Annotated in this window: 18 protein-coding genes; 7 read left to right on the top strand and 11 right to left on the bottom strand. The window is 68.5% G+C overall.

The features are described 5' to 3' along the window. Nucleotides 1-111 precede the first annotated feature (111 nt). From BQ8420_RS17520 to BQ8420_RS17510, 3 genes are all read left to right on the top strand, one after another. Nucleotides 112-1,161, top strand: a complete 1,050-nt coding sequence (locus BQ8420_RS17520; protein ID WP_087100205.1) for an ABC transporter substrate-binding protein — start codon at nt 112-114, stop codon at nt 1,159-1,161. Nucleotides 1,162-1,301: 140 nt separating this feature from the next. Beyond that, nucleotides 1,302-2,072, top strand: a complete 771-nt coding sequence (locus tag BQ8420_RS17515) for an ABC transporter ATP-binding protein (protein ID WP_087100204.1) — start codon at nt 1,302-1,304, stop codon at nt 2,070-2,072. Then, complete coding sequence (locus BQ8420_RS17510) at nt 2,065-2,937, top strand: ABC transporter permease (protein ID WP_087100203.1); 873 nt, start codon at nt 2,065-2,067, stop codon at nt 2,935-2,937. Before BQ8420_RS17515 ends, BQ8420_RS17510 begins: the two co-directional genes overlap by 8 nt. A gap of 51 nt (nt 2,938-2,988) precedes the next feature. Here the strand turns inward: BQ8420_RS17510 and BQ8420_RS17505 are convergent, their stop codons facing one another. From BQ8420_RS17505 to BQ8420_RS17490, 4 genes are all read right to left on the bottom strand, one after another. Then, a complete protein-coding gene (locus BQ8420_RS17505) occupies nt 2,989-4,149 on the bottom strand; it encodes an iron-containing alcohol dehydrogenase (protein WP_087100202.1) in 1,161 nt (386 codons plus the stop codon). A gap of 197 nt (nt 4,150-4,346) precedes the next feature. Further along, nucleotides 4,347-4,940: a Dps family protein gene (locus BQ8420_RS17500; protein WP_087100201.1), complete on the bottom strand. Its 594-nt coding sequence runs from the start codon at nt 4,938-4,940 to the stop codon at nt 4,347-4,349. Between the two features lie 140 nt (nt 4,941-5,080). Continuing rightward, complete coding sequence (locus BQ8420_RS17495; protein ID WP_087100200.1) at nt 5,081-6,292, bottom strand: cytochrome P450; 1,212 nt, start codon at nt 6,290-6,292, stop codon at nt 5,081-5,083. A 75-nt stretch (nt 6,293-6,367) separates the two neighbouring features. After that, a complete protein-coding gene (locus tag BQ8420_RS17490) occupies nt 6,368-7,525 on the bottom strand; it encodes a CdaR family transcriptional regulator (RefSeq protein ID WP_087100199.1) in 1,158 nt (385 codons plus the stop codon). Nucleotides 7,526-7,747: 222 nt separating this feature from the next. Here BQ8420_RS17490 and BQ8420_RS17485 point away from each other — a divergent pair, with 222 nt between their 5' ends. Beyond that, entirely contained in the window at nt 7,748-8,572 is an 825-nt protein-coding gene (locus tag BQ8420_RS17485; protein WP_200815971.1) for an aldo/keto reductase, read from the top strand. A 12-nt stretch (nt 8,573-8,584) separates the two neighbouring features. On the opposite strand, the gene BQ8420_RS32330 is transcribed toward BQ8420_RS17485, so the two are convergent. Both BQ8420_RS32330 and BQ8420_RS17480 read right to left on the bottom strand, forming a co-directional pair. Next, entirely contained in the window at nt 8,585-8,740 is a 156-nt protein-coding gene (locus BQ8420_RS32330) for a hypothetical protein (protein WP_200815970.1), read from the bottom strand. After that, nucleotides 8,737-9,654 (bottom strand): DMT family transporter, encoded by a 918-nt coding sequence (locus BQ8420_RS17480; RefSeq protein WP_087100197.1) that lies wholly within the window; start codon nt 9,652-9,654, stop codon nt 8,737-8,739. Before BQ8420_RS17480 ends, BQ8420_RS32330 begins: the two co-directional genes overlap by 4 nt. Before the next feature lie 68 nt (nt 9,655-9,722). Here BQ8420_RS17480 and BQ8420_RS17475 point away from each other — a divergent pair, with 68 nt between their 5' ends. Beyond that, the gene (locus BQ8420_RS17475) at nt 9,723-10,316 is read left to right on the top strand and encodes a TetR/AcrR family transcriptional regulator (protein ID WP_087100196.1); all 594 of its coding nucleotides are present in this window, start codon (nt 9,723-9,725) and stop codon (nt 10,314-10,316) included. Between the two features lie 53 nt (nt 10,317-10,369). On the opposite strand, the gene BQ8420_RS17470 is transcribed toward BQ8420_RS17475, so the two are convergent. Next, the gene (locus BQ8420_RS17470) at nt 10,370-11,251 is read right to left on the bottom strand and encodes a sulfotransferase (RefSeq protein WP_087100195.1); all 882 of its coding nucleotides are present in this window, start codon (nt 11,249-11,251) and stop codon (nt 10,370-10,372) included. A gap of 166 nt (nt 11,252-11,417) precedes the next feature. On the opposite strand from BQ8420_RS17470, the gene BQ8420_RS17465 reads away from it, so the two are divergent. Beyond that, entirely contained in the window at nt 11,418-12,215 is a 798-nt protein-coding gene (locus tag BQ8420_RS17465; RefSeq protein ID WP_087100194.1) for a Sir2 family NAD-dependent protein deacetylase, read from the top strand. Nucleotides 12,216-12,227: 12 nt separating this feature from the next. Here the strand turns inward: BQ8420_RS17465 and BQ8420_RS17460 are convergent, their stop codons facing one another. The 4 genes from BQ8420_RS17460 to BQ8420_RS17445 all read right to left on the bottom strand — a co-directional run bounded on the left by BQ8420_RS17460 (nt 12,228) and on the right by BQ8420_RS17445 (nt 21,514). After that, nucleotides 12,228-15,590 carry an NACHT domain-containing NTPase gene (locus BQ8420_RS17460; protein WP_087100193.1) on the bottom strand — a complete coding sequence of 1,121 codons (3,363 nt, stop codon included), beginning with the start codon at nt 15,588-15,590 and terminating at the stop codon, nt 12,228-12,230. Nucleotides 15,591-15,722: 132 nt separating this feature from the next. Beyond that, complete coding sequence (locus BQ8420_RS17455) at nt 15,723-18,983, bottom strand: NACHT domain-containing NTPase (protein WP_235006334.1); 3,261 nt, start codon at nt 18,981-18,983, stop codon at nt 15,723-15,725. Nucleotides 18,984-19,116: 133 nt separating this feature from the next. Next, nucleotides 19,117-19,791: a uracil-DNA glycosylase gene (locus BQ8420_RS17450; RefSeq protein ID WP_087100192.1), complete on the bottom strand. Its 675-nt coding sequence runs from the start codon at nt 19,789-19,791 to the stop codon at nt 19,117-19,119. A gap of 103 nt (nt 19,792-19,894) precedes the next feature. Continuing rightward, on the bottom strand, nt 19,895-21,514 hold the full coding sequence (locus BQ8420_RS17445) for a serine/threonine-protein kinase (protein ID WP_087100191.1): 1,620 nt from the start codon (nt 21,512-21,514) through the stop codon (nt 19,895-19,897). Nucleotides 21,515-21,679: 165 nt separating this feature from the next. On the opposite strand from BQ8420_RS17445, the gene BQ8420_RS17440 reads away from it, so the two are divergent. Further along, nucleotides 21,680-22,975, top strand: a complete 1,296-nt coding sequence (locus BQ8420_RS17440) for a serine/threonine-protein kinase (protein ID WP_087100190.1) — start codon at nt 21,680-21,682, stop codon at nt 22,973-22,975. Nucleotides 22,976-22,999 lie beyond the last annotated feature (24 nt).

Below are 22,999 nucleotides of genomic sequence, written 5' to 3'. Positions count from 1 at the left end.
GATGCGCAGTGGTGCAGGTCACATAGGGGAATGGCGCCCTTCCTCCCCATTAATCCTACTCATTAAGTAGGATTTCCTTGTCCGGTCGACCCCACGACAGAAGAGAGCCCCATGAGCATGCGAACCTCCGCGCTTTCGACCGCCGCCGCGGCACTGGCGATCGGCCTGGTCGCGACCGCCTGCGGGGGCTCCGACGCCGACGCGGGCGGAGACGCCGACACCCTCACCCTCGGCTATTTCCCGAACATCACCCACGCGCCCGCCCTGGTGGGTGTGGAGAACGGGACCTTCGACGAGGCGCTGGGCGACGTCGATCTCTCCACCCAGACCTTCAACGCCGGCCCGGACGCGATCAACGCGCTGTTCTCCGGCGACATCGACGCGACCTTCATCGGCCCCAACCCGACGATCAACGGCTGGTCCCAATCCGGCGGTACCGCGCTGCGCGTCATCGCCGGTTCCACCTCCCAGGGTGCCGGTCTGGTGGTGCGCGAGGGCATCGACGACGTCGAGGACCTGCCGGGCCACACCATTTCCACGCCCCAGCTGGGCAACACCCAGGACGTGGCGTTGCGCTGGTTCGCCGAGGAGCAGGGGTGGGACATCGACACCGAGGGCGGTGGCGAGCTGTCCATCCTGCCGCAGGAGAACGCCGAGATCATCAACGCCTTCGAGCTCGGTGAGATCGACGGGGCGTGGGTACCCGAGCCGCACCTGAGCCGCCTGATCCTGGAGCACGACGCCGAGTTGCTCGTCGACGAGAAGGACCTGTGGCCGGACACCGGCGGTGAGTTCGTCACCACCAACCTGATCGTCAACGCCGACTTCCTGGAGGAGAACCCCGATACCGTCCGGGACCTGCTGCGGGGCCACGTCGAGACGATCGACTGGATGAACGACAACTTCGAGGAGGCCCAGGAGGTGACCCTGGCACACCTGGAGGCCCTCACCGGCGGGGACCTCTCCCCGGAGGTCGTCGCCTCCGCCTTCGACAACGTCTCGTTCACCGCCGACCCCATCTCTCCCTCGCTGCGGGGCGGAGCCGAGCACGCCGAGGCCGTCGGTCTGCTCGACCCGGTGGAGCTGGAGGGGATCTACTCGCTCGAAGCGCTCAACGAGATCCTCGCCGAGGAGGGACATGACGAGGTCGAGGGCTTCTAGTGGTTCCACAAAACCTACTTATTAAGTAGAGTTTTTCCGTGCCGCTTCAGACCTCGAAGAACCCCCGACATGAGTGTCCGCCCGAACCCACCGAGAGCCGCCTCGGCCGCCCCGGTGGGCCTGGAAGGCGAAGGGAAACAATGAGCACCATCACCGAGACCCGCACCGACACCAACGCCGTGCGGATCGACGACATCTCCAAGGTGTTCGGGCGCGGCCGTGGCGCCGTCACCGCCATCGACGGGATGTCCGTCCAGGTAGAGGAGGGCGAGTTCCTGGCCATCCTGGGCGCCTCCGGATGCGGCAAGAGCACTCTGCTCTCCCTCGTCGCCGGACTGGAGGACCCCACCACCGGCAGCGTGGACGTGGGTGGACACCGTGTGGCCATGATGTTCCAGGAGGCCGCGCTCTTCCCCTGGCTCACCGTCGGCGCCAACATCGAGATCCCCATGAAGGTCAACAAGGTTCCCAAGGCCGAACGCCGCAAGCGTGTGGCCGAACTCCTGGACCTGGTGCGTCTGACCGGACTGGAACGCAAGCGCCCGCACGAACTCTCCGGCGGCATGCGCCAGCGCGTGGCCCTGGCCCGTGCCCTGGCCCAGGACGCCGACGTCCTGCTCATGGACGAACCCTTCGGCGCACTGGACGCCATGACCCGCGACATCCTCCACGACGAACTGGAACGGATCTGGCGGGAGAAGTCCCTGACCATCATGTTCGTCACCCACAACGTGCGTGAGGCGGTGCGCCTGGGCGACCGGGTCGTGCTGTTGTCCAGTCGTCCCGGGCGCATCATCTCCGAGTTCGAGGTGAAGGGTGAACGTCCCCGCCGTATCGACTCCGCCCTGATCGCCGAACAGGCCGCCGCCATCACCGACCGACTCCGCGAGGAGGTCTCACGCCATGCCTGAGACCCAGGACAGGGACACCGCCGCCCAAGGCCTCGACGCCCTCGAACTACAGCCCAAGCGTGGCACCGACGAACGCGGCCCGGCCGAGATCGCCGGGAGGATCTGGGCGGCCACCTGGCCCAAGCTCGCCGCCGTCGCCCTGGTGCTGTTGGCCTGGCAGGCCGTGGTGTGGAGCGGCTGGCGTACCGAATGGGTCTTCCCCGGGCCCGACCGGGTCCTGCCCACCCTCTTCGGGGAGATCACCACCCCCGAGTTCTGGGAGGCCGTACAGGTCACCATGCGGCGGGCCTTCATCGGCTTCGCCCTGGCCCTGGCCGTGGGTGTGGTCGTCGGCCTGGCGGTGTCGCAGTTCAAACCGTTGCGGGTGGCGATCGGCTCGCTCATCACCGGCCTGCAAACGATGCCGTCGATCGTGTGGTTCCCCTTCGCGATGCTGCTGTACGGCATCAGCGAGTCCGCGATCATGTTCGTGATCGTCCTGGGCGCGGCGCCCTCGATCGCGGGCGGTCTCACCTCCGGTATCGACTACGTGCAGCCGTCGCTGCTGCGCGCCGGCAAGGTCATGGGGTTGCGCGGGGCACAGCGGTACCGGCTGCTGATCATCCCCGCCGCGCTGCCGATGTTCGTCACCGGTCTCAAACAGGGCTGGGCGTTCGCCTGGCGGTCCCTGATGGCGGGTGAGCTGTTGGTGATCATCAACCAGCAGAACTCGATCGGGTGGGCGCTGAGCCAGGCACGTCAGCTCAACGACGCCGAACGCCTGCTCAGCTACATCATCATCGTGCTGGCGATCGGGATCCTCATCGACGTGTTCTTCAACTGGGCCGACCGTTCCCTGCGCCGTAGGTGGGGCATCGCCCCGTAACGGGGCCGGGACGCGGGGGCCGCGCACGGGAGAGCGGCCCCCCTCTCCCGATCAGCCGTAGACGGCGTGGTACAGCTCCACGATCTCCTCGGCGCTGGGAACCCGCGGGTTGTTCGCCGGTGACCCCGAGGCCAACGCCTGCTCCGCCATCAGCGGAGCCAGTTCCCACCAGCGTTCGGCGTCGATCCCGTGGGCACGGGGGGAGGGCACGTCCAACTCCTCGTTGAGCAGGCGCAGCTCCCACACCAGTGCCCCTGTGGCCTCACCGTCCGTGCTGCCCGGCGCGGCCATCCCCATCGCCCTGGCGCAGTCGGCGTAGCGGTCCGGCGCCGATCCCACCGAGAACTCCGTGACGATCGGCAGCAGCATCGCGTTCGACAGCCCGTGCGCCACCTTGAAGTGCGCGCCGATCGGCCGGCTCATTCCGTGCACCAGGGCCACACTGGAGTTGGAGAAGGCCATCCCCGCCTGGGTGGCGCCCGCCATGACCGCCTCCCGGGCGGTCCGGTCGTCGGGGTCGGTGTAGGCCGACCGCAGGTGGGCGAAGAGCGTGCGCATCGCGTCCCGGGCCAGCCCGTCCGAGATGGGGTTGGCCTTGGCGCTCACGAACGCCTCGATCGCGTGGGTCAGGGCGTCCACCCCGGTGTCGGCGGTCAGCCGGGCCGGCATGTCCAGGGTCAGTTCGAAGTCCACCAACGCCGCCCGCGGCAGCATCGCCAGCCCCGCGCACAGCATCTTCTCGTCGGTCTCCACGTCGGTGATGATGCTGTAGCGGGTCGACTCCGAACCCGTGCCCGCGGTGGTCGGCACCGCCACCACCGGCAGGGCGGGCGCGTCGGTGACCACCGGAGCCTTGTAGTCGCGCATACGGCCTCCGTGCGCGCCGAGCAGGGCGACGGCCTTGGCGGTGTCGATGGGGCTGCCGCCGCCCACCCCCACCAACGAGTCGAAGTCGCCTTCTCGCAGTGCCCGCACCCCCGCGTCCACCACGTCGGTGGTGGGGTCGGGCACGGTCTCGGCGAACACCCCGGGCGAGATCCCGGTCTGCTCCAGCCGGCTCAGGATCTCCTGGAAGAAGGGGCGGGAGGCGATGAAGGGGTCGGTCACCAGCAGGGGACGGGACAGGCCGAGTGAGTTCAGGACCTCGGCCAGTTCGGTCGAGGCCCCCGCACCCACGCGTAGAACACGGGGCAGGGCCAGGGAAGCGGGCACGTCGAGTACCTCCGGGGGATCGGGAGTACGGGCGTCGTACCCCCCGGGAACACCGATGGGGCACGGATCAACGCCCGGTTACCTACCCTCTCGTCTCATTCGATTCCCCCCGGAGGCGGACCGTTTCCGGACCGCGACCTCGCCTCGGCCCAGGGCCGGGCACCGCTATGGCGCCCGGCCCTGGTGGTCCGTGTGGATCAGCCGCTCACCAGTGGGGTGTCCACCAGGTGTTCGGCCACGAACCACGCTTCCAGCTCGTTGGTGCGGATCACGTCCGAGACCAGTACGTCGTTGGTGCCGTCGTCACCCAACTCCTGCACGCGCGCGGCCGCGTCGTGGCACTCCTCCAGGATGGTCTCGTGGGCCTCCAACAGGCGGGAGAGCATCGCCGGAACCTCCTCCACCCCGTTCGGTGGACGCGGGATCCTGGTGATCTCCGCGACGTGTCGGGGGTCGCCCACGGCCACGCCGCCCAAGGTCTGGACGCGCTCGGCGACGGTGTCGATCAGCTCCAACTGCTCGTCGGCGTGCTTGTCCATGAGCAGGTGCAGCTGGTAGAAGGTCTGACCGCGCATCAACCAGTGATGCTTCTTGTAGAGGTCGTGCAGGATGCGGGTGTCGCACAGGACCTGGTTGAGCCGCTGGCACGAGTACATCCGGGTGTCGTAGGACAACCCGACCGGAAGTTGGCGGACCGTCCCGAATTGCTGGATCTCCTCGCCCCGCTGATGGAGCCACGGCTGGCTGCTGCGCGGCTTGGGCGTGTTCGTGCGCTGATCGGAGGTCGTCACGACCGATTCCCCCCTTGCGAGTAGGTGGCGGAACGCGGTTGGACGCGTCCCGCCTGCCAGTCTCGGCCACCGACCGTTGTCACGGGAGAAACAGCACCCCATGGCAGGGCAAGACTTCACCCGGCCGGCCGGAGCACGGTCTACCGGACCGGGCCGAAGGTCACCGGCAGCGCGAACAGCCCGTGCATGATCATGCTCGGCCACCAGCGCAGTTCGGATTCGGGGACGGCGAGCCGCAGTCCGGGTAGGCGGTCCAGGACCGCGCCCACCGCCACACGCGCCTCCATCCGGGCCAGGCGGGCGCCGACGCAGAAGTGCGCCCCGTGTCCGAACGACAGGTGCGAGGAGCCGCGGTCGAGGGCGAAGGAATCCGGGTCCTCGTACTGATCCGGGTCGCGTCCGGCGGCCAACAGCGACACCAGCACGGGTTCGCCGGCCTCCAGAGGAACCCCGCCCACGGTGGTGGGCCGGGCGGGGAACCGCCAGGTCGCGTTCTGTAGCGGGCTCTCCAACCGCAGTGACTCCTCGATCGCCGAATCCAGCAGGGAACGGTCGCCGCGGACACGTTCCAGCTGGTGGGGGTGGCGCAGCAGGGTCAGCAGCATGTTGCCGATCAGCGCCACGGTCGTCTCGTGCCCGGCCACCAACAACAGGAACGCCGTGGAGGTCACCTCGTCACGGGTGAGGTCCCCGGCACGGTGCGCCGCCACCAGGTCGTTGAGCAGGTCGTCGGTCGGTTCGGCCAGCCGGGCGTCCACCAGCGAACCCAGGTAGGAGTCGAACCAGTCGGTGGTCGCGGCGATCGCCTCGACCTCTTCGAAGGACGAGGAGTCGATCACCGCCGCCTGCCGGTGGAACTCGGGCCGGTCGGACTCGGGCACCCCGAGGATGTCGCAGATGATGGCGATCGGCAGCGGGTAGGCCAGGTCGCGCACCAGATCGGGGTCGGGGGAGGTGACCAACGCGTCCAACAGGCGATCGGTGACCCGTTCGGCGCTCTCCTCCAGCGCCCGCACCCGTCTGGGTGTGAAGGCCGCGCCCGCCACCCGGCGCAGCCGCGTGTGGTCGGGGGCGTCCACGTTCACCATGCTGCGCCGCAGGCTGTCGCGGTGGTCGTAGGGCAGACCCAGCCCGGCCTCGAACCAGGTCGCGTTCCCCGCCAGCGGATCCTTGAGCATCTCGGGGTCGGCGAGCACCTCGCGGGCGTCGCCGTAGCGGGTCACCACCCACGCCCACGCGCCGCCGGGCAGTTCCACGCGGTGCACCGGATCGTGCTCGCGTAACCACCGGTAGGCGGGGTGCGGGTCGGCCTCGAACTCGGGGCCGTGCAGGGGTGGAGGGGTGGTGGTCATCGTCGGCCTTCCTCGGACGGGGGGCGATGGTGCCGCACGGTTCCTACCCACCCCTCCCCGCTTCCGCACCCGGGTTCAGGGGGCGATGGCGCAGGCGGTCTCCAACACGAACCGAGACCAGGGCCGGTGCGGGTCGTGCCCGGTCAGTTCACGGATCCGACGCAGCCGGTAGCGCAGGGTCTGGGCGTGCACGTGCAGCTCATCGGCGGCGGTGGTGGCCGCCCCGGACCGGAAGTAGGCGCCCAGTGTCTCCAACAGGTGCCGGTGTTCGAGGTTGAGCAGCGGCCCCAGGACCGTTCGGCGCACCGTGGCCGGGGTGATCCCGCCGGCGTTGAGCAGAGCGAGCACACAGGCGTCGGCTTCGCGCAGGAGGCCGTCGTCGCCCAGGGCGTGCGGCGGCGCGGTCTCCAGGGCTCCATCCGCCAGTCGGTAGGCCGCCGACATGTCGCTGAGCCCGCGTGGCGCCAACGCGCACCCCCGCAGGCCCCGCCCCAGCATCGCGGCGGTGACACGCGCGGTGTCCTGGGCCGCGACCAACACCACCACCCGACTCGAACGCGTGGTCACCAGCGGATCCGCGCCGGTCGCCCCGGTCAGCAGGTCCAGGCCCGCCGCCACCGTCGCCCCCATCTCACCGTCGGGTTCGATCACCACCAGCACGGCCGGGTCGGGAGGTGCGATGCCCAACGTGCGGGCCCGGTCGCGGATCGCGCCGGGGGAGGACTGGCGGCCGATGAGCAGGTCGTCGAGCAGGGCGCGGCGGGCCCGCTCCCGGTCGGCGTCGAGCCGGTCGGCGGCCTCGACGTGGCCTTGGGACAGGCTCTCGGAGATCTGGTCGAGGGAGGTCAACCAGAGTTCGCCCAGAGCGAACACGTCGTCGGTGTCGAGCCGATCGCCCGCCCGTTCACGGATGATCCGCACCGCGGCGGCCGAACCCACCCGGTGCGCGCGCACCACCGCGCCGATGGACCGGCCGTCGGCGGCGCGCGCCCGGCCGATGCCCCGCAGCCGCTCCACGTCCTCTTCCGGAAGGCGATCGGCGCCGCGTGCCCACAGCTCCATCGAACGGGTGACCAGCCACGACGTGATCGCCCGGACCTCCGCCAGCTGTGAGGTGTGCAGCGCCCTGTAGGCGGGCACCTCCGCGTACACCTCGGTGACGATCCGGTCGACCAGCGCGCCGCGGTCCCGCTCCAGTTCCGCGCTGACCCGCAGCCGCTCCTCGTGTCCCATTCGTCCCCTTCCGGGTTCGGGCGGGCAGACTATCGCCCCCGCACACGCGTGGCCGGGACCGGCCATTGGGGTAAAAAGCCGGACCAACAGCGGCGCAGCCTCAGGTTCACGCCCGGTCCGACGTGGCAGGATGCGCACAGCGGCCGGGCAAGGCCGCGAAAACGGGGAGCAAGGAAGACACACGCGGCGATCGGCCGTCCGGGCCGACGGGGGATGAAGACGATGACGGTTCCCACCATCACACTGAACAACGGGCTACGTATGCCGCAGCTGGGCTTCGGCGTGTGGCAGGTGCCCGACGACGCCGTGACCGACGCGGTCCTGGAGGCCTTGGCCGTCGGTTACCGCAGTATCGACACCGCGGCCTCCTACGGAAACGAGACCGGTGTGGGGAAGGCGTTGCGCCGTTCCGGGCTGGAACGGGACGAGGTGTACGTCAGCACCAAGGTCGCCAACCCCGACCACGGATACGACCGGACCCTGCGCGCCTTCGACGCCAGCTCCGAACGTTTGGGGACGGACGTGGTCGACCTCTACCTCGTGCACTGGCCACTGCCCGGAAACGACCGGTACGTGTCCACCTGGAAGGCGATGGAACGTCTCTACGCCGAGGGGCGGGCGCGTTCGATCGGGGTGTGCAACTTCCAACGTCCGCACCTGGAACGTGTCCTGGCGGAGGGAGGGATCGCCCCCATGGTCAACCAGATCGAGTTGCACCCGCTGCTCGGCCAGGCCGAACTGCGCGCCTTCCACGCCGAGCACAACATCGTCACCGAGGCATGGAGCCCCCTCGGTTCGGGACGGTTGCTGGAACACCCGCTCATCGTGGAGATCGCCCGGGAACACGAACGGACCACCGCGCAGATCCTGCTGCGATGGCACATTCAGTTGGGCAACATGGTCATCCCCAAGTCGGTGACACCCGTGCGCATCCGCTCCAACTTCGAGGTGTTCGACTTCGAACTCTCGGGGGAGGAGATGGGGCGCATCGGAGCCCTCGACGAGGGTCGCCGGTTCGGTCCCGACCCCGACGACTTGGAGGAGTGAGATCGGCCCAGGTCAGCGCAGTTCGCGCACCTTGCGGGCGCCGAGCAGCATGGCCTCGGTGCCGTTGCGGCGGGTCCGCGCGACGTAGACGGCGCCACCGACGAAGATCGAGGCGAAGATCCCGACCACGACGAGCAGGGCCAGGACGGACAGCACAGTAGAGATCATGTGCTCATCGTATCCGTACCCGATCTCACCAGCCACACCGCCGCCAGGCACACGCCCAGCCCGACCAGCGGGCCCGGTCCCACGGGGTCGCCGAACATCCACCAGGTCCACAGCATCGTGGTGGGCGGGGTGAGGTAGAGCAGCGCCGAGACCCGGGCCACGCCGGTTCGCGCCAGGTTGACCCAGTACAACCCGTATCCGCCCAGGGTGGACAGCGTCACCACCCAGGCCACCGCCGCCCAGAACCCCGGTTCCGCGGGTGGGGCGAGGGTGCCGGTCACCGCGGCCAGACCCACGAAGAGCACCGCGCTCACCGAGCACTGCACGGCCAACGCCTCGACCAGGTTCCCGCCGGGCCGGGTCCGACGTTCCACCAGGGTGGCCGCCACCAGCGAGAGCATCGCTCCCAACGGCAACAGGTAACCCCACCAGGGGGCGGCGTGCGTCCCCAACAGATCGGCACCGACCACCAGCCCCACACCGCCGAGCCCCCCGGCCAACCCCAGGACCTGTCGGCCGCGCACCTGTTCGCCCAGCAGGGGGACGGCCAGGGCGGTGGCCACCATCGGCTGCAACGCGGCGACCAACGCGCTCGTGCCGGCCGACACCCCGTGTTCGGCGGCGGCCACCACGCCGTACAGGTATCCGCCCTGGGCCAACAGCCCGATGAGGGCGTGCAGGGCCAGGTCGCGGCGGCGCATCCGAGACCCCCGCCACAGGCACCAGGCCGCCAATATCACGGCCACGATGAGGAACCGCCAGGCCAACAGGGTCGTGGTGGTCGCGTGGCGGGTGCCGAGTTCGGCACCGACGAAACCCGAGCTCCACATCACCACCAAACCCACCGCGAGCAGCGGTGTGACCAGGTTACGGCGATGGGTCGGGGCAGTGGACACGATGTGGGAAAGGCTCATGCCGCTGAGGTAAACACACCGGTCGGTATACTCTCAATGTAGTCATCGGACCCGACCAGGGAGACGTCGTGCACACCAGCCCACCGCGCCCGCTCACACCCGCGGCCCGCAGGGTCCTGGAGGTCGCCTCCGAGCTCTTCTACAGCCGCGGCATCAACACCGTCGGCATGGAACTGATCGCCGAGGAGGCCGGAGTCACCAAGAAGACCATCTACGACCGGTTCGGGTCCAAACAGAGCCTGGTCGTGGCCTACCTGCGCGCCCGAGACCAACGGTGGCGCGACTTCCTCACCTCACGGGTGGAGGCGCACACCTCGCCCGCCGACCGGGTCGTCGCCACCTTCGCGGCCCTGGGCGAGTGGATGGACCACGAGAACGAACGCGGCTGCGCCATGGTCAACGCCTACGCCGAACTCTCCGACCCCGAACACCCCGGTCGAGCCGTGGCCGAGGAACAGAAGCACTGGCTACGGGACCTGTACCGGGACCTGGTCGCACGGACCGGGGCCGGCGACCCCGAGCCCCTGGCCGACACCCTGGGCATGCTCCACGAAGGGGCGGTGGTCGCCCGCAACGTCACCGGGATCGCCGACGCCGCGCACACCGCACAGGAGGCCGCCCGGACCCTGCTCCGTGTCCATGGCGCCCAGGGAGTCGGCTAGGGCGTGTTCCGTGGATGCGCCGCGCAGCAGGGTATGTATTCGCGGAACATGCCCTAGAGATAGCCCAGACGGGACAGCTCGGTGCGGGCCACCTCGTGCACGTCACCGTGGTCCCGGCGCGACAACCGCTCCTTCCACGACCCCACGCGCAGCGAGTCATCGCTCAGCAGTTCGCTGGCCGACACCCGGGCTCCGGTGAACTCCCGCAGCTTCTCCGCGGTCTGTACCTCACCGCCCTGCACGTCCTCGTACCGCAACGTCAACAGTTGGTCGGGGCCGATCTCCCGGCGCAACCCGGCGGACATGCGCAACGCGCCCCGCCACCGCATCGCGCACTTGGTCGCCGTCGACCCCTCGGTGAACCGCTCCAGATCCGGTTCCTCGTCCAACCCGAAGAAGTGGTTGGGGAACTCGTGCTCCAGCTTCATGAAACTGGGCTTGAGCCAGGCCAACGACACCTCGTCCTCCAACATGTCCGCGACGACGTCACGGCCATCGCGGATGATCTGCACGAACAGGGCGTCGGAGAAGGCCGCGTGCAGGGCGCTCGCGCTGTAGAGCAGGTCGGGGCTGGCGTCACCGTAGCGGCGCACGTCGACGCTGTGCTCACACGGCTCGGAAGCCGTGTTCGCGGGCACCCGGGCGTACGGACCCGGACATTTCGGACATGTCAGGGGAGTGAGCTGCCAGGCCTCCGCGTAGGCCTCCCGGAAGAGGCTCGCGGTGGCCAAGGTCTTCTCCGAGGCGAGGGAGGGGCGCCTGGCCACCGCGTACACGGTGTTGAGCACTCCGGAGGAACCGGCTCCCACGTGGAAGCCGGGCGCGCGGGACAGGGCACGGGCGATCAGCGGAACCCCGGAGTGGGGAGCGCCCAGTACGAACACCGGGCGCTGAACCTTGGTCCCGTTGACCACGAGAATGTAGGACTGCTTCATGATTGTGTGCATTTTGGCACCCTTTGCCCCTCTCGTGTGCATCGGCCGGGCAATGCGACCACTCGCCCCACACGTTCCCGAGAGTACGACCTCGTTTTCCGACGAGGTCCGCAGCTCGCGGGTGGGCCGTGCGAAAGAGGGATCCCGAGCGCGGTAAGAAGGGGGTATGGCCTCGATGACCGATGACACCGCGAGCTTCGCCGACCCCGAGGGGTTCGAGCACGCCGCCGAGCTCCTCGCGTCCGCGCGACGCATCACCGTCCTGACCGGCGCGGGGGTGTCCACCGACTCCGGAATCCCCGACTACCGCGGCCCCGAGGGGTTGTGGACCAACGATCCCGACGCCCAGGCGCTGTCGGACATCGACTGCTACATGGGCGACATCAACGTCCGCCGCGAGGTCTGGCTGGCCCGCCGCGCCCACAGCGTGTGGGAGGCGGAACCCAACGCCGCCCACCGGGCCCTGGCCGACCTGTCCGCCTCGGGCAGGCTGCGCGCCCTCATCACCCAGAACATCGACGGCCTGCACCAGAAGGCGGGGGTGCCCGACGACCAGGTCATCGAGGTGCACGGCACCATGCTCCAGGTGATGTGCATGTCATGCGGGCTACGAACCCCGAGCGCCGCCGTGCTCGCCCGTCTCGACGACGAGTCCGACCCCCGATGCGTGGTGTGCGCAGGCATCCAGAAGTCCGACACCATCTCCTTCGGCCAACGGTTGAACCCCGAGGTCATCGAGGCCGCCACCCAGGCCGCCCGCGACTCCGACGTGTTCCTGGCCATCGGCACGTCCCTGACCGTCCACCCGGTCGCGGGGCTGTGCGACGTGGCGATGATGTCCCGCTCGTCGCTGGGCATCATCAACGCCGAACCCACCCCCTACGACGACTACGCCGGCGCGGTCCTGCACGACCCCATCGGCCAGGTCGTCCCCGCCCTCATCAAGCGAGCCCTCGCGGGCTAGGCGAGGCCCGGGTCAGCCCCCCGACTCCGGCCTGCCCAAGAACGGCTTCAGGTCCACCACGCTGTGCTCGTCCAGATCCGCATACGAGGTGAAGTGGGTGGTCGGGGTGGGTGGTTCGTCCATCTCGATAATGGCAGCGGTGGACTCATCGACACCCTGCCGGACCCGGTCCAGCAGATCCGGTGGTAGATAGGGCGCGAGCAGGTGAAGGACAGCTCCCACATTCTCCGAGTGGGTCCTTTCACCCGTCGTGGGAACAGGTGGTTCGTGCCAGGCCGAATCGACGCTTTCGGTATCGGTGAACGGAGGGGCCGCCGCAGCGGTGTTCTGCTTCAAAAAGTCAGTGACCAGCTCCACCAACTCTTTCCCATACTCGGAGTAGGGATCGGTCGTTTTCAGGTCCTCGGCTGCCTGACGGAGTACGGCTAGTCCTGTCTGTCCCAAGGGACCATGGTTATCGAACCGGAGGAACCTGCGGTAGGCGTCGAGCCTGCGTGGCCACTCGGTCCGATCAGGAAGTAGCCGCAACAGAAGAAGTTCGTGGGTGGGCGACCAGGCGGTTATTTCCATTTTTGACGACTCTGACGGCTCTAAGAACCAGCGCTGGAGTTCCAAGCCCATCCGATTCAGCCGCAGTGCGGGGAGGAAGCTGATGGCGAGCAGGGCCGCGGTTCCGTTGGCTCTGAGCGCCATCGACCGCAGCATCTGACCGGTCTGAGTGTGGATGGGGACGCTTATCGCGTACGGATCGATCACTTTGGCGAGCAAGGCCGGATTCCGGCGCAGTTCGAAGCCCAAGCTCTCTCCGACGTTGACCCTTGATAGGTCCTCCGAGCGCAGCAGTGAACGGCCGTCTTTGAGATGGCGAACCCGGAGTGTGTCCAAGACGGTGAACCAGTCGGTTCCGGGTAGAGCACGCCACAGTGAGGCCGCGGCCCGCCATTGGTGCAGGGTCGATGGCTCGGCTGCGGATTCGGTGAACAGTTCGGCGATATCGACCTGCTCGCCGCGTGCGATGAGCAGCAGGGTGAGCAGATTGGCCGTGTAGTAGGCCTGCCTATTGGTCAGCGGGATGCGTCCCCGGGGTTGGTAGGCCGAGTGCAGCCGGTTCGCCGAGGGGAAGGGCGCCTCGCGGAAGAGCTCGATGAGTAGTTCGCCGTAGTGACGGCGCCGTTCCTCGATTCCGTCGATATCCTTCCCGAGCAGTTCCTTGAGGAATTCGAGAATCTTTTCCCGATCCCCGAAACAGGCGAAGGACGACGTGGCGTACAGGAACCCGTCATTGGGGGGCTCACCGTCCCAGGAATCGTCTTCCAGATGACGCACATAGTCGTTCACCAACGACCGCAGTGTTCGGCCGATCATACGGGCCACCAGGTACTCGCCGAAGGTCGCGTGCAGGAACTCGTAGGAGCTCTGCGCGGTCTCGTCGGTTCCCTTGATCTGTGCCTCGGACACGTGAACGAAGAAGAACCGGCTCAACAACTGCTGTGCGGTGCGCACCCGCCGACCTTGCGGGCGCTCCATTCGGTGGGAATCTTGTCCCAACCGGAACTCCTTGAGGTCCCCTTCCAGTTCCTCCGAGGCGACGCTCTGCCGCTGACGGGTGAACATCGCGAGCGCCGTCACCTCCAGCCGGCGCAGCTCCTTCTGGACCTCCTTCTTGAGATCTCTTTCGCTCAGCTCGGCCCAGTGTTTACGGATCTGCCGATGGACGAAGGTGGTCAGCAGCCGTTCGTACAATTCACCCAGGGAGAGTGACCCGGGTGCCCGTTGCAAGGCGTTGTCCTGGGTGTCGTAGACTAGGAGCAGCAACAGCAGGAGCGGTTGTCGGCTCAGTTCCGGATAGGCCATCAACTGGCCCAGGGCCAGTTCGCGCAGATTCGTGGTTCCGAACAGTCTCCAGTTCGCCTTGTTCCACGCCCGCAGTACCCGGCCGACTTGTTCCTGATCGAATGGCTCCAGCCGGATCACCGTGGTGTTCTCGGGGAAGCGGACCCGGCTCGCGCTGAGGGTGCGACTGGTGACGAGTACCGCGACCGGCTGTTCCACCTCCTCCTGGTGGCGTTGGAAGTCCTGGATCTGTTCCAGGTAGTTGTGCCGATCCATGCCCGAGGCCTGAAGGAGTTCGTCGAACCCGTCCAGAATGACCACGGGCAGCGCACCGTCGGCCTCCGCGAGTAATTCTCGCCAGGTGATCTGGTCGCGGTGCTCGTGTGCGAGCCCTTCCTCGATCTGTCGGTGCACGTCGGCGTCGGCGTTCACCGACCGAAGCTCCACCCGGACCACGAGGAAGTCCTCCTCCGGTAGCTGTGCGCTGAGGACTTCGGTGAGCTTGGATTTGCCGCCCCCGGGCTCACCCAGGACCACGGTCGGATACCTGATCGCGTCCGGATGGGTGAACCGAGAGACCAGGAAGTGCTGTAGATCGGGCAGGCTTTCGTGCACTTCCCACCAGACGGGTGTGGAGGGGTCCTGCCCCCTGCTCACACGAGCCACTCGGGCGCTCGGTGGGACATAGCAGTCCTTCAAGGCCGGGATTTCCATCCCGGGAGGCAGAGCGTCCGGTAGCACTTCGTCAAGGGGAAGGATCGGCCTGTTCAGCTTGGCTCGGTACTTGAGAGACAGCATGCGACGCAGATCCCCCACCTCGCGCAGGGAGGAGAAGCGTCCGAGTTCCTCTCGCAAGCCGTCGAAGGCGTCCGAGACACGTCGGCGAGTCTGCTCGTGCTCGCGCAGCTGTGCCCAGATCCCGAACTCGGGGGCCTCCGCGCGCATGGCCAGGTAGTGCCCTCGGTAACTCTCCAAAGAGCGCTGTGGCAGTACTTCCCCCAGGGCGTGCGCGAGTCGGCTTCCCGGTCCGGTATCGGTGCGTTCGACCGCCGCCAGCCCCGCGATCAACCTGTGGAGGTGGTGGGAAGCCTCCTGGAAGACCGCCTCCGCTCGACCGAAGAGATCTTGCTGGTCCCATACGAAGGCCCCCTCTGGAGAGTGCACGGACTCCGCGCGCAGCGCTCGATCCAGTAGCTCCCACTGCTCGTCACCGGTCATCTCCAGGTCCGTTGCACGCAGACGCATCCCCGCTTCGCGCAGGCACTCGTCCAGCGGCTCGAAGAACGACACGACCAGCAGTACCTGATGGGCCGCTTCGATCCGCTGGGTCCGGGTCAGTCTGCTCGTTCCTCTGAGCTTGCCCTCCAGGTTCTCCAGGGCCTTGCGTCCCTGCCCCACCAGGAACTCTCTGGCCCCGAACAGGTCTCCCACCCCGATCGCGGACAGACCACCGTCGGCCAGCTTCTCCGCGAAATCCAGCACGGGTCGATCCTGCTTGCCGAGAACCTTCAGGGCATCTGCGTAGCCGAGCAGTTTCGCCATCGAGGGGTGGCCTTTCCGTCCGAGTGTCGAGGGGCGAAGGAAGACGGGCCTTCACTTGTTCACTTTAAGTAAGGGAACGCCGACGCAGAAGGGGAACCTGAAATCTGTGGATAACTCCGCTCAGCGGGCACCTCACCATCCCGAGGAACCCCACCACGCCCCGGAAACGTCAGTGTTCTCCGCGCGTTCTTGGGGCACCGGTGTGGACGGGTAGGACACCGGGGGCAGCGGTGGGTACCTGAAGGGCGTTGACGGGGTCGCAGCCGGGGCCGATGTGCCGGCTCCGTCCCGTTCCGCGTCCTGGTTCAGGAACCGGAAGATCTCACCGCGCAGGCGACGGAGCGACTCCTTGATCTCCGGTGTCTCGGCTGAGTGGTTGCCCTGCTCCCGGAGAGCGTCCTGAGCCATCCGGGCCAGGGTCTGGCGCTGTTCACCATGCCGAGGCTCGGGCCAGGAACGCAGGTCCTCCAAACCCTGGCGCAGGACGGTCAGGGTGACCCTGTCCAGATCTCGCCCGAGCAGGCGCTTATAGCAGGTGAGCCGGTCGTCGACCTGATCCGAGGAGAGACCGTCGAGCGGCTCCAACCGCAACCGCAGCACGTCGTGGGCCACTTCCCAGACCACGTCCCCCGTCTCGCCTTTGACCACGGATCTGCCCAGATCATGGGAGACGTGCTTCAGGTAGGGGGAGAGGGTGAGCGCCAACCGTGAACCGGTCCCGTTGATCCGCATCGCCAGGGAACGCAGGAACCGTTGCGCCACCGTTCCCTCCGGGACCTCGATCTCGTACGGGTCGATGAAGGCCGGAGTCGCGTGGGCGTCCTCGTGCAGCTCGAACCCTGTGCACTCGCCGAGGTTGACCGGGCCGCCCCTCTCGCGTTCCAGGACCGACACGGGGTCCTGGTTCTCCCAGAACCCCAGATGCCGGATCCGCACCGTCTCCAGGATCCCGAACCACTGGGAGGCGGGCAGCAGGCGCCACAGGGCCACCATGCGGCGCCAGGTCTGGCGCAGGTCCGGGACGTCCTGGTAGAGCTCGTCGAGCGGGATCGGCTCCTCGGTGAGCAGGACCAACAGGGTGATCAGATTCGCCGTGTAGCAGGCCTCCCGGGTGGCGATCGGCAACCGCTGGGGCTCGTACTCGGCGAAGGAACGGTTGGGGGCGGGGAAGGGCGCCTCGCGGAACAGGTCGATCAGCAGGTCCCGCAGATCGTCCCCGAGCCCGGGGTCCTCGCTCGTACGTGCTCGGAGCATCTCGTCCAGGAAGGACACCACCTTGTCCCGTCCGGCGAAGGCCGCGAAGGAGGACAGGGCGTAGAGTTCGCCGTCGTCCAGCCGGGACGCCCGGTTCCGACGCCGTGTGGCCCGGCTCCGATCCTCGGCGAGTTCCTCCAACACCGCCACGACCAGACGGGCCACCAGGTACTCGCCGAAGGTCGCATGCAGGAACTCGAAGGCGCTGCTGGTGCCCTCCGAGGTCCGCGCGCGATCCTCGTGGACGAAGAAGAAACGGCCCAGCACTTGGTGGGCGGGGGCGATGGTGCCGTGCAGGCCGGTGTCCTCGGGGCGTTCGGCCGCCTCCGGCATCAGAACGTCCAGGTCCTGGCCCAGTTCGTCGGCGTGCACGCTCTGCCGCCCGCGGGCGAACATCGCCATCGCGGCGACCTCCAGGCGGCGCAGCTCGTCCTCCACCGCCTCCTCCCGGGCTCGTCCGCCCAGGCGGGCGCGGTGCTTTTCCACCTCGCGCTTGGCGAACATCGTCAGCAGGCGTTCGTACAGCTCGCCGTGGGAGAGCGTCTCGGAGTCGCGGCGCAGCGCGTTGCCGTGCGCGTCGTAGATGAGCAGCATCAGCATCAACAACGGTTGTTCGGCCAGCTCACGGTAGCGGAGCAGGGTCCGCGCCTCCAGCGGGATCAGGCCCTTGCGTTCGAACGCGTCGGCGTTGGCCTGGTTCCACACCCGCAACAGCTGTTCGATCTGGCCGTCGTCGAAGGGCTCCAACCTGATCACCGTGGTCAGTGACGGGAACCGGGTCCGTTCGGTCACCAGGGTGCGGCTGGTGACCATCACGACCACCGGCTGTCCCAGCGCCTCCTGTTGCTGCTGGAACTCCTGGACGCGCTCCAGGTAGTCGGAGCGGTCCACGCCGGTGGCCTGGAGGAGTTCGTCGAACCCGTCCAGGATGATCACCGGCAGGGCGCCGTCGGCGTCGTCGGCCAGGTCCCGCCAGGACACCGAGGTGTGCAGGTCGGCGTTGAGCCCCTCCTCGATCTGGACGTGCAGGGGCGCGTTCGGGCTGACCGAACGCAACTCCACCCGGATGGGCAGGAAGTCCTCCGGCGGTAGCTGCGCCGCGAGCATCTCGGTGAACTTGGACTTGCCCGCGCCCGGGTGTCCGAGGACGACCACCGGATACTCGGTGACGCGAGGGTGCGTGATCAGCGAGGCCACCAGGGCCTGGAGGTCGTCCTGGATGGGGAGGTTCCGCCACCAGCGGTCGAGGGAGGGGGCACTACCGCTGTTGGTCAGGGTGACGCGTCCACGTGGGGGAATGTAGGCCTCGCGCAGCGAGGGCAGGGCCAGCCCGGAGGGGACCTCGTCCGAGCGCAGCACGGGACGGTTGAGCACCGCCTGATAGGCGGCCGAGAGTTCCCGTCGACGTCGCGAGACCGGGCGGTCCGAACCGATGCGGGAGAGGCGCTCGTGGAGGTCGGCCAGGCCGGTGCCGATCTCCCGCCGGTCGCGTTCGCGTTCGGCCGCGTGCAGCCACAGGGCGAACTCGGGGATGTCGGCTCCGAGCCGTAGGACGTCCTCCTTGAACCGCGCCGAGGCGTGCCGGACCAGGGACCGTTGGAACCCCTTCGTCAGCGGGTGCTCCGGGGTGAACCCGTGCCGTTCGGCCACGGCCAGTCCGAACACGAAGGACGTGAAGTCGCCCGGGGCGCCGGTCCGGTGCAGCGGCCAGTCGATCTCCGCGCGGCTCGACCCCGAGTGGGTGAAGGGGAACAGGAACCCGGTGCCCTGATCCAGGTGTCGACCCAACAGCGTGTACTGCTCTTCGGCGGTGATCTCCAGTTCGTCGAGACCGAAGGGCATACCGACCTCGACGAAGGCCTGATCGGCGGCCTCGAAGAACGACGTGATCACCAGGACCTGGTAGGCGGCGGTGATCTTCTCCGTCCGCGACATTCGGCTCTCGCCCTTGAGCTTGCCGCGGATGCCCTCCAAAGCTTTGCGTCCCTTGCTCACCAGTGCGCCCCGAACCCCGAACAGGTCCGGGACGCCCACCATCCCCAACCCGCCGTCGGCGAGCTTCTCCGCCAGGTCCAGGACCTCGGAGTCGTTCTGACCGAGGATGCGCAGTGCGTCTTCGTAACTGAGCCGTTTCGCCATAGCCGGGGGTGGCCTTTCCGGTTCGAGGGGGTGCACAGCAGCGGACTCGGCGCCGGGGGAGGCACCGAGTCCGTGGGGATGGTTCGTGTTCGAGGGTGGTACTTCTTCGGGAGCTCCCAGGGGATGGGAGTGCCTACGGCAGCCGCCAGTTCACCGGTTCGGCGCCTTGTTCGGCGAGCATGGCGTTGGTCTTGCTGAACGGCCTGGAACCGAAGAAACCGTTGCGCGCCGACATCGGGCTCGGGTGAGTGGACTCCACGCAGGGGACCCCGGGCATCAGCGGGCGCAGGTTACGGGCGTCGCGTCCCCACAGGATGGCCACGAGCGGCTTGTCGCGATCGGCCAGGGCACGGATGGCCTGTTCGGTGATGGCCTCCCAACCCTTGCCCCGATGCGAACCGGGGTTGCCGGGGGCGACGCTGAGCACACGGTTGAGCAGCAGCACGCCCTGCTCGGTCCAGGGGGTGAGGTCGCCGTTGGAGGGCATCGGCACGTCGACGTCCTCGACCAGCTCCTTGTAGATGTTGCGCAGGCTCCCGGGCAGGCGCACCTCGGGAGCGACGGAGAAGCTGAGCCCCACGGCGTTGCCCGGGGTCGGGTAGGGGTCCTGACCCACGAGGAGGACGCGCACCTGGTCGAAGGGCTGTTGGAAGGCGCGCAGGACGTGGTCGCCCGCGGGCAGATAGGTGCGTCCGGCGGCCACTTCCTGACGGAGGAAGTCGCCCATCGCGGCGATCTGTGGGGCGACCGGCTCCAACGCCTTCGCCCAGCCGCTGTCCATGATCTCGTTCAGGTCCCTGGATGACATGGCCAGAACACTAGTACCCACCACCGACACCCACGCCCTATCCCGCCGATCGATGGTGGTTTTCGCACGATGATGGCGGATTCCATACGAGGACCCCGCCGGGTCAGGGGGTGTGGGCGCGCCAGAGGGTGAGGTGGGTCCGGATGCCGCGGGTGCTCTCGGCCTCTTCCCCGTGAAGGCGAACGTGGTCGGCGAGCAGTGCCTCGTACTCGCGCACCGCCTCTTCCAGCCGGCCGTCGTAACCCAGGTAGGCGGCCCGGTAGTGGCGGGCGCGCAGGGTCACGGGGGCGTCGGTGCCGCGCAGCCGGGCCAGGTCCGGGACCAACCCGCCGAGCAGGTCCACCGCACGGCTGGTCTCACCGGCCTCGCCCACCTCGAACCCCAGGTACAGGCGTGTGGTGAGCACCTTGGTGGAATCGGGGCCGCCGACCGCGACCAGGTCGGGCAGGAGCGCCTCCAGGGTGTGGGCGGCCAGGGCGTGGTCGCCGGCGCGGCCCGCGTTGGTGGCCAGGTAGTAGCGGGCCGCCAGGGTCTCGGGGTGGCGCGTTCCGTACACCCGGATCAGGTCGGGCAGCAACGTCTCGAACCCCGCGACCGCCTCGGAGTGGTCGCCGCCCTTTCCGGTCGCGTACGCCTCCCGGCGGCGGGCGCGCAGCGTGTCCGGGTGGTCGGCCCCGTACACCGCTCGCAGTAGTGGGATCAGGGTGCGCAGCTCTTCGGCGGCGGTGTCGAAGTCGCCTTCGTCGACGCGATCCCTGGCGGCGTCCACCAGCTCCGTGAGCCGGATGGGGTACGCCCCGCCGCTGCTCTCCGGCTGTGCCTCCCGGGTGTAGGGCAGCGTGGCCACCGGTTCGGTGACCGGGATCGGAGCGGGCCGACGCGGCAGGTGTGGGGCGAGACGGTCACGGACCTCCTCGGCCCCCGCCGGCCGCTGCTCGGGCCTCTTCGCGAGCATCTGCGACACCAGTTCGGACAGCGCCGGTGGGATCTCCGGGCGTAGCGCGGAGGGAGGAAGGGGCTCCTGGTCGAGGTGCATGCGCAGCACCGTGAGCGGTCGGTGGCTGTGGAACGGGGGCTCACCGGTCAGCATCTGGTAGAGGATGGCGCCCAGCGAGTACAGGTCCCCGGCCCGGTCCACACGCTCCCCGCGCACCTGTTCGGGGGGCATGTACAGCGGTGTGCCGATCACCTGCCCCGTCCGAGTGATGCGGTCGCTCTGGGTGGCCGCGACCACCGCGGCGATACCGAAGTCCACCACCTTCAGCCCCGGCCCATCGGGTCCGGCCTCGATCACCATGAGGTTGCCCGGCTTGACGTCTCGGTGGACGATCCCGGCGGCGTGCGCCGCGCTCAACCCCGCCGCGGCCTGCGACACCAACGACGCGGACAGGTCGATCGGCAACGGGCCGTTGCCCTTGATCACCTCCGACAACGGGCGTCCCGGCACCAACTCCATCACCGTGAACACCACGCCCCCGGCGTCGTGACCGAAGTCGTGCAGGATCACCACGTTGGGGTGCCCCGCCAGGCGCGCGGTCAGCCGCGCCTCACGGCGGAACCGGGCCGCGACCTCGTCGGAGTCCGCACGTCCGGGCTGGATCAGCTTCACCGCGACGGGCCGGTCCAACAGCTCGTCCACGGCCTGCCAGACCTGGCCCATCCCGCCCGCGCCCAGCTTGGACAGAAGGCGGTATCGACCGCCCAGGACCCTCTCCTCCGGCACGCGTGACCCCCTGCGATCGGACCAAAAGAACCTCGCCCCTGACCGATGGCGGTCACGATGGCCTACGGGGCGTAAGCGTACAACCGCTCCCGATACGGTGTCCGGAGTGCCTGCGGGCACCCGAGTCCCCATGAACCCCCCTCTGTGGAATCGAGTGTCAGAGCCTTGAGTTTGCATCTCTACGTCGGCCCGGATTCCCGACCGGACAAGTACAGGCTGGTCAGGTCGGTGGGACGCGGCGGTGAGGCCACGCTCTACCTCGCCGAGGTGACCCTCGCCGGACAGACCGAACCCGTCGTGGTCAAGGTCCTGAACTCCGACGTCACAGTGGACGAGTCACAGTTCACCGAACTCAGCGCGCGCTGGTCCGAGCAGGCCGAGCTGCTGCGCTTCATCAACCGGCTCGGTGTGGTGGGGGTCCGCGAACACTTCGAGGGGGCGCCCGAACACCCGGCGGGCGGCGCGGAGGAACGAACCGACCGCGCCCTCTACCTGGTGATGAACTATGTCGAAGGCTTGGACCTGCGGGACTGGCGGTCGGAGAACCCGATCGACGACGCGAGCGGGCGCCGCCGGGTGCTCGGGTTCCTGGAACAGGTCGCCCAGGTCCTGGACGTGCTGCACTCGGGGCGGGCCACCCCGTCCAAACGGGTAGTGGTCCACGGCGATCTGTCCCCGGGCAACGTCATGGTCAGCGAGGAGGGCCAGGCCACCCTGGTGGACTTCGGGCTCAGCCGCATCGCCGCCCGGCACATGACGGCGCGTCCTTGGTTCACGCCGGGATACGCGGCCCCGGAGATCTTCAGCGGCGAGTTCTCACCCGCCACGGACCGGTACGCGTTCGGCGCGATCGCCTACTTCGCACTGACCGGTGAAGACCCGCCGCCCGTCCCCGAGCAGCTGCGGGAACGCTTCGGCGCGCTGCCGTTGGTCTCCACCGCCGACGAGGGGCGGCGCGAACTCCTCATGGGCATGTTCTCCACCGAGCCCTCCGAACGCCCGGAGGCCTCCGCGTGGATGCGGACACTGCGTTCCATGGCCACCTCGGTGCCGTGGACCGAGCCGCACGACGAACCCGGCAACGCCGGTCCCGGTGAGGCTTTGTTCGCCGCGGCCGCCATGAGCGGCCCCGAACCGTCCGGGGCGCCCGACGCCACCGACACCGTCGGCCCGAAGGACGAGGAGAACGGCGCGGGCGCCGGGCCCGCGGCCGAGCCCCCACGGGGACCGCGTTTCTCGGGAAGCGCACCGGTCGGCGCCGGAACCGGAGAGCACGGCGGGGCCGCCGAACCGTCGCGGGAGCCGGGGCCGGACACCGACGACACCCCCGACACCGGCTCCGACGACTCCTCCTCCGGATCGGTCCCCAAACGTCCAGTGGGCGGTATGCGCGGACATCCCGTCTCCGAACCCGCACCCGTGCCCGAACCCCCCGCACCCGGCCCAGTCTCTAGTCTCTAATACACATCTCCCGCTGCCAACGAG

The sequence above is a fragment of the Nocardiopsis sp. JB363 genome (assembly GCF_900143625.1).
GTDB lineage: Bacteria > Actinomycetota > Actinomycetes > Streptosporangiales > Streptosporangiaceae > Nocardiopsis.
The sequence above is the reverse complement of the archived record's forward strand: the minus strand, read 5'-3'. Positions and strand labels throughout refer to the sequence as shown.

Excerpts from the sequence above, each read along its gene's own strand:
- BQ8420_RS17480 (WP_087100197.1), bottom strand. The coding sequence starts at position 9,654 with ATGAGCCTTTCCCACATCGTGTCCACTGCCCCGACCCATCGCCGTAAC.
- BQ8420_RS17485 (WP_200815971.1), top strand. The coding sequence starts at position 7,748 with ATGACGGTTCCCACCATCACACTGAACAACGGGCTACGTATGCCGCAG.
- BQ8420_RS17465 (WP_087100194.1), top strand. The coding sequence starts at position 11,418 with ATGGCCTCGATGACCGATGACACCGCGAGCTTCGCCGACCCCGAGGGG.
- BQ8420_RS17520 (WP_087100205.1), top strand. The coding sequence starts at position 112 with ATGAGCATGCGAACCTCCGCGCTTTCGACCGCCGCCGCGGCACTGGCG.
- BQ8420_RS17460 (WP_087100193.1), bottom strand. The coding sequence starts at position 15,590 with ATGGCGAAACTGCTCGGCTACGCAGATGCCCTGAAGGTTCTCGGCAAG.
- BQ8420_RS17515 (WP_087100204.1), top strand. The coding sequence starts at position 1,302 with ATGAGCACCATCACCGAGACCCGCACCGACACCAACGCCGTGCGGATC.
- BQ8420_RS17490 (WP_087100199.1), bottom strand. The coding sequence starts at position 7,525 with ATGGGACACGAGGAGCGGCTGCGGGTCAGCGCGGAACTGGAGCGGGAC.
- BQ8420_RS17510 (WP_087100203.1), top strand. The coding sequence starts at position 2,065 with ATGCCTGAGACCCAGGACAGGGACACCGCCGCCCAAGGCCTCGACGCC.
- BQ8420_RS32330 (WP_200815970.1), bottom strand. The coding sequence starts at position 8,740 with ATGATCTCTACTGTGCTGTCCGTCCTGGCCCTGCTCGTCGTGGTCGGG.
- BQ8420_RS17495 (WP_087100200.1), bottom strand. The coding sequence starts at position 6,292 with ATGACCACCACCCCTCCACCCCTGCACGGCCCCGAGTTCGAGGCCGAC.
- BQ8420_RS17450 (WP_087100192.1), bottom strand. The coding sequence starts at position 19,791 with ATGTCATCCAGGGACCTGAACGAGATCATGGACAGCGGCTGGGCGAAG.
- BQ8420_RS17470 (WP_087100195.1), bottom strand. The coding sequence starts at position 11,251 with ATGAAGCAGTCCTACATTCTCGTGGTCAACGGGACCAAGGTTCAGCGC.
- BQ8420_RS17455 (WP_235006334.1), bottom strand. The coding sequence starts at position 18,983 with ATGGCGAAACGGCTCAGTTACGAAGACGCACTGCGCATCCTCGGTCAG.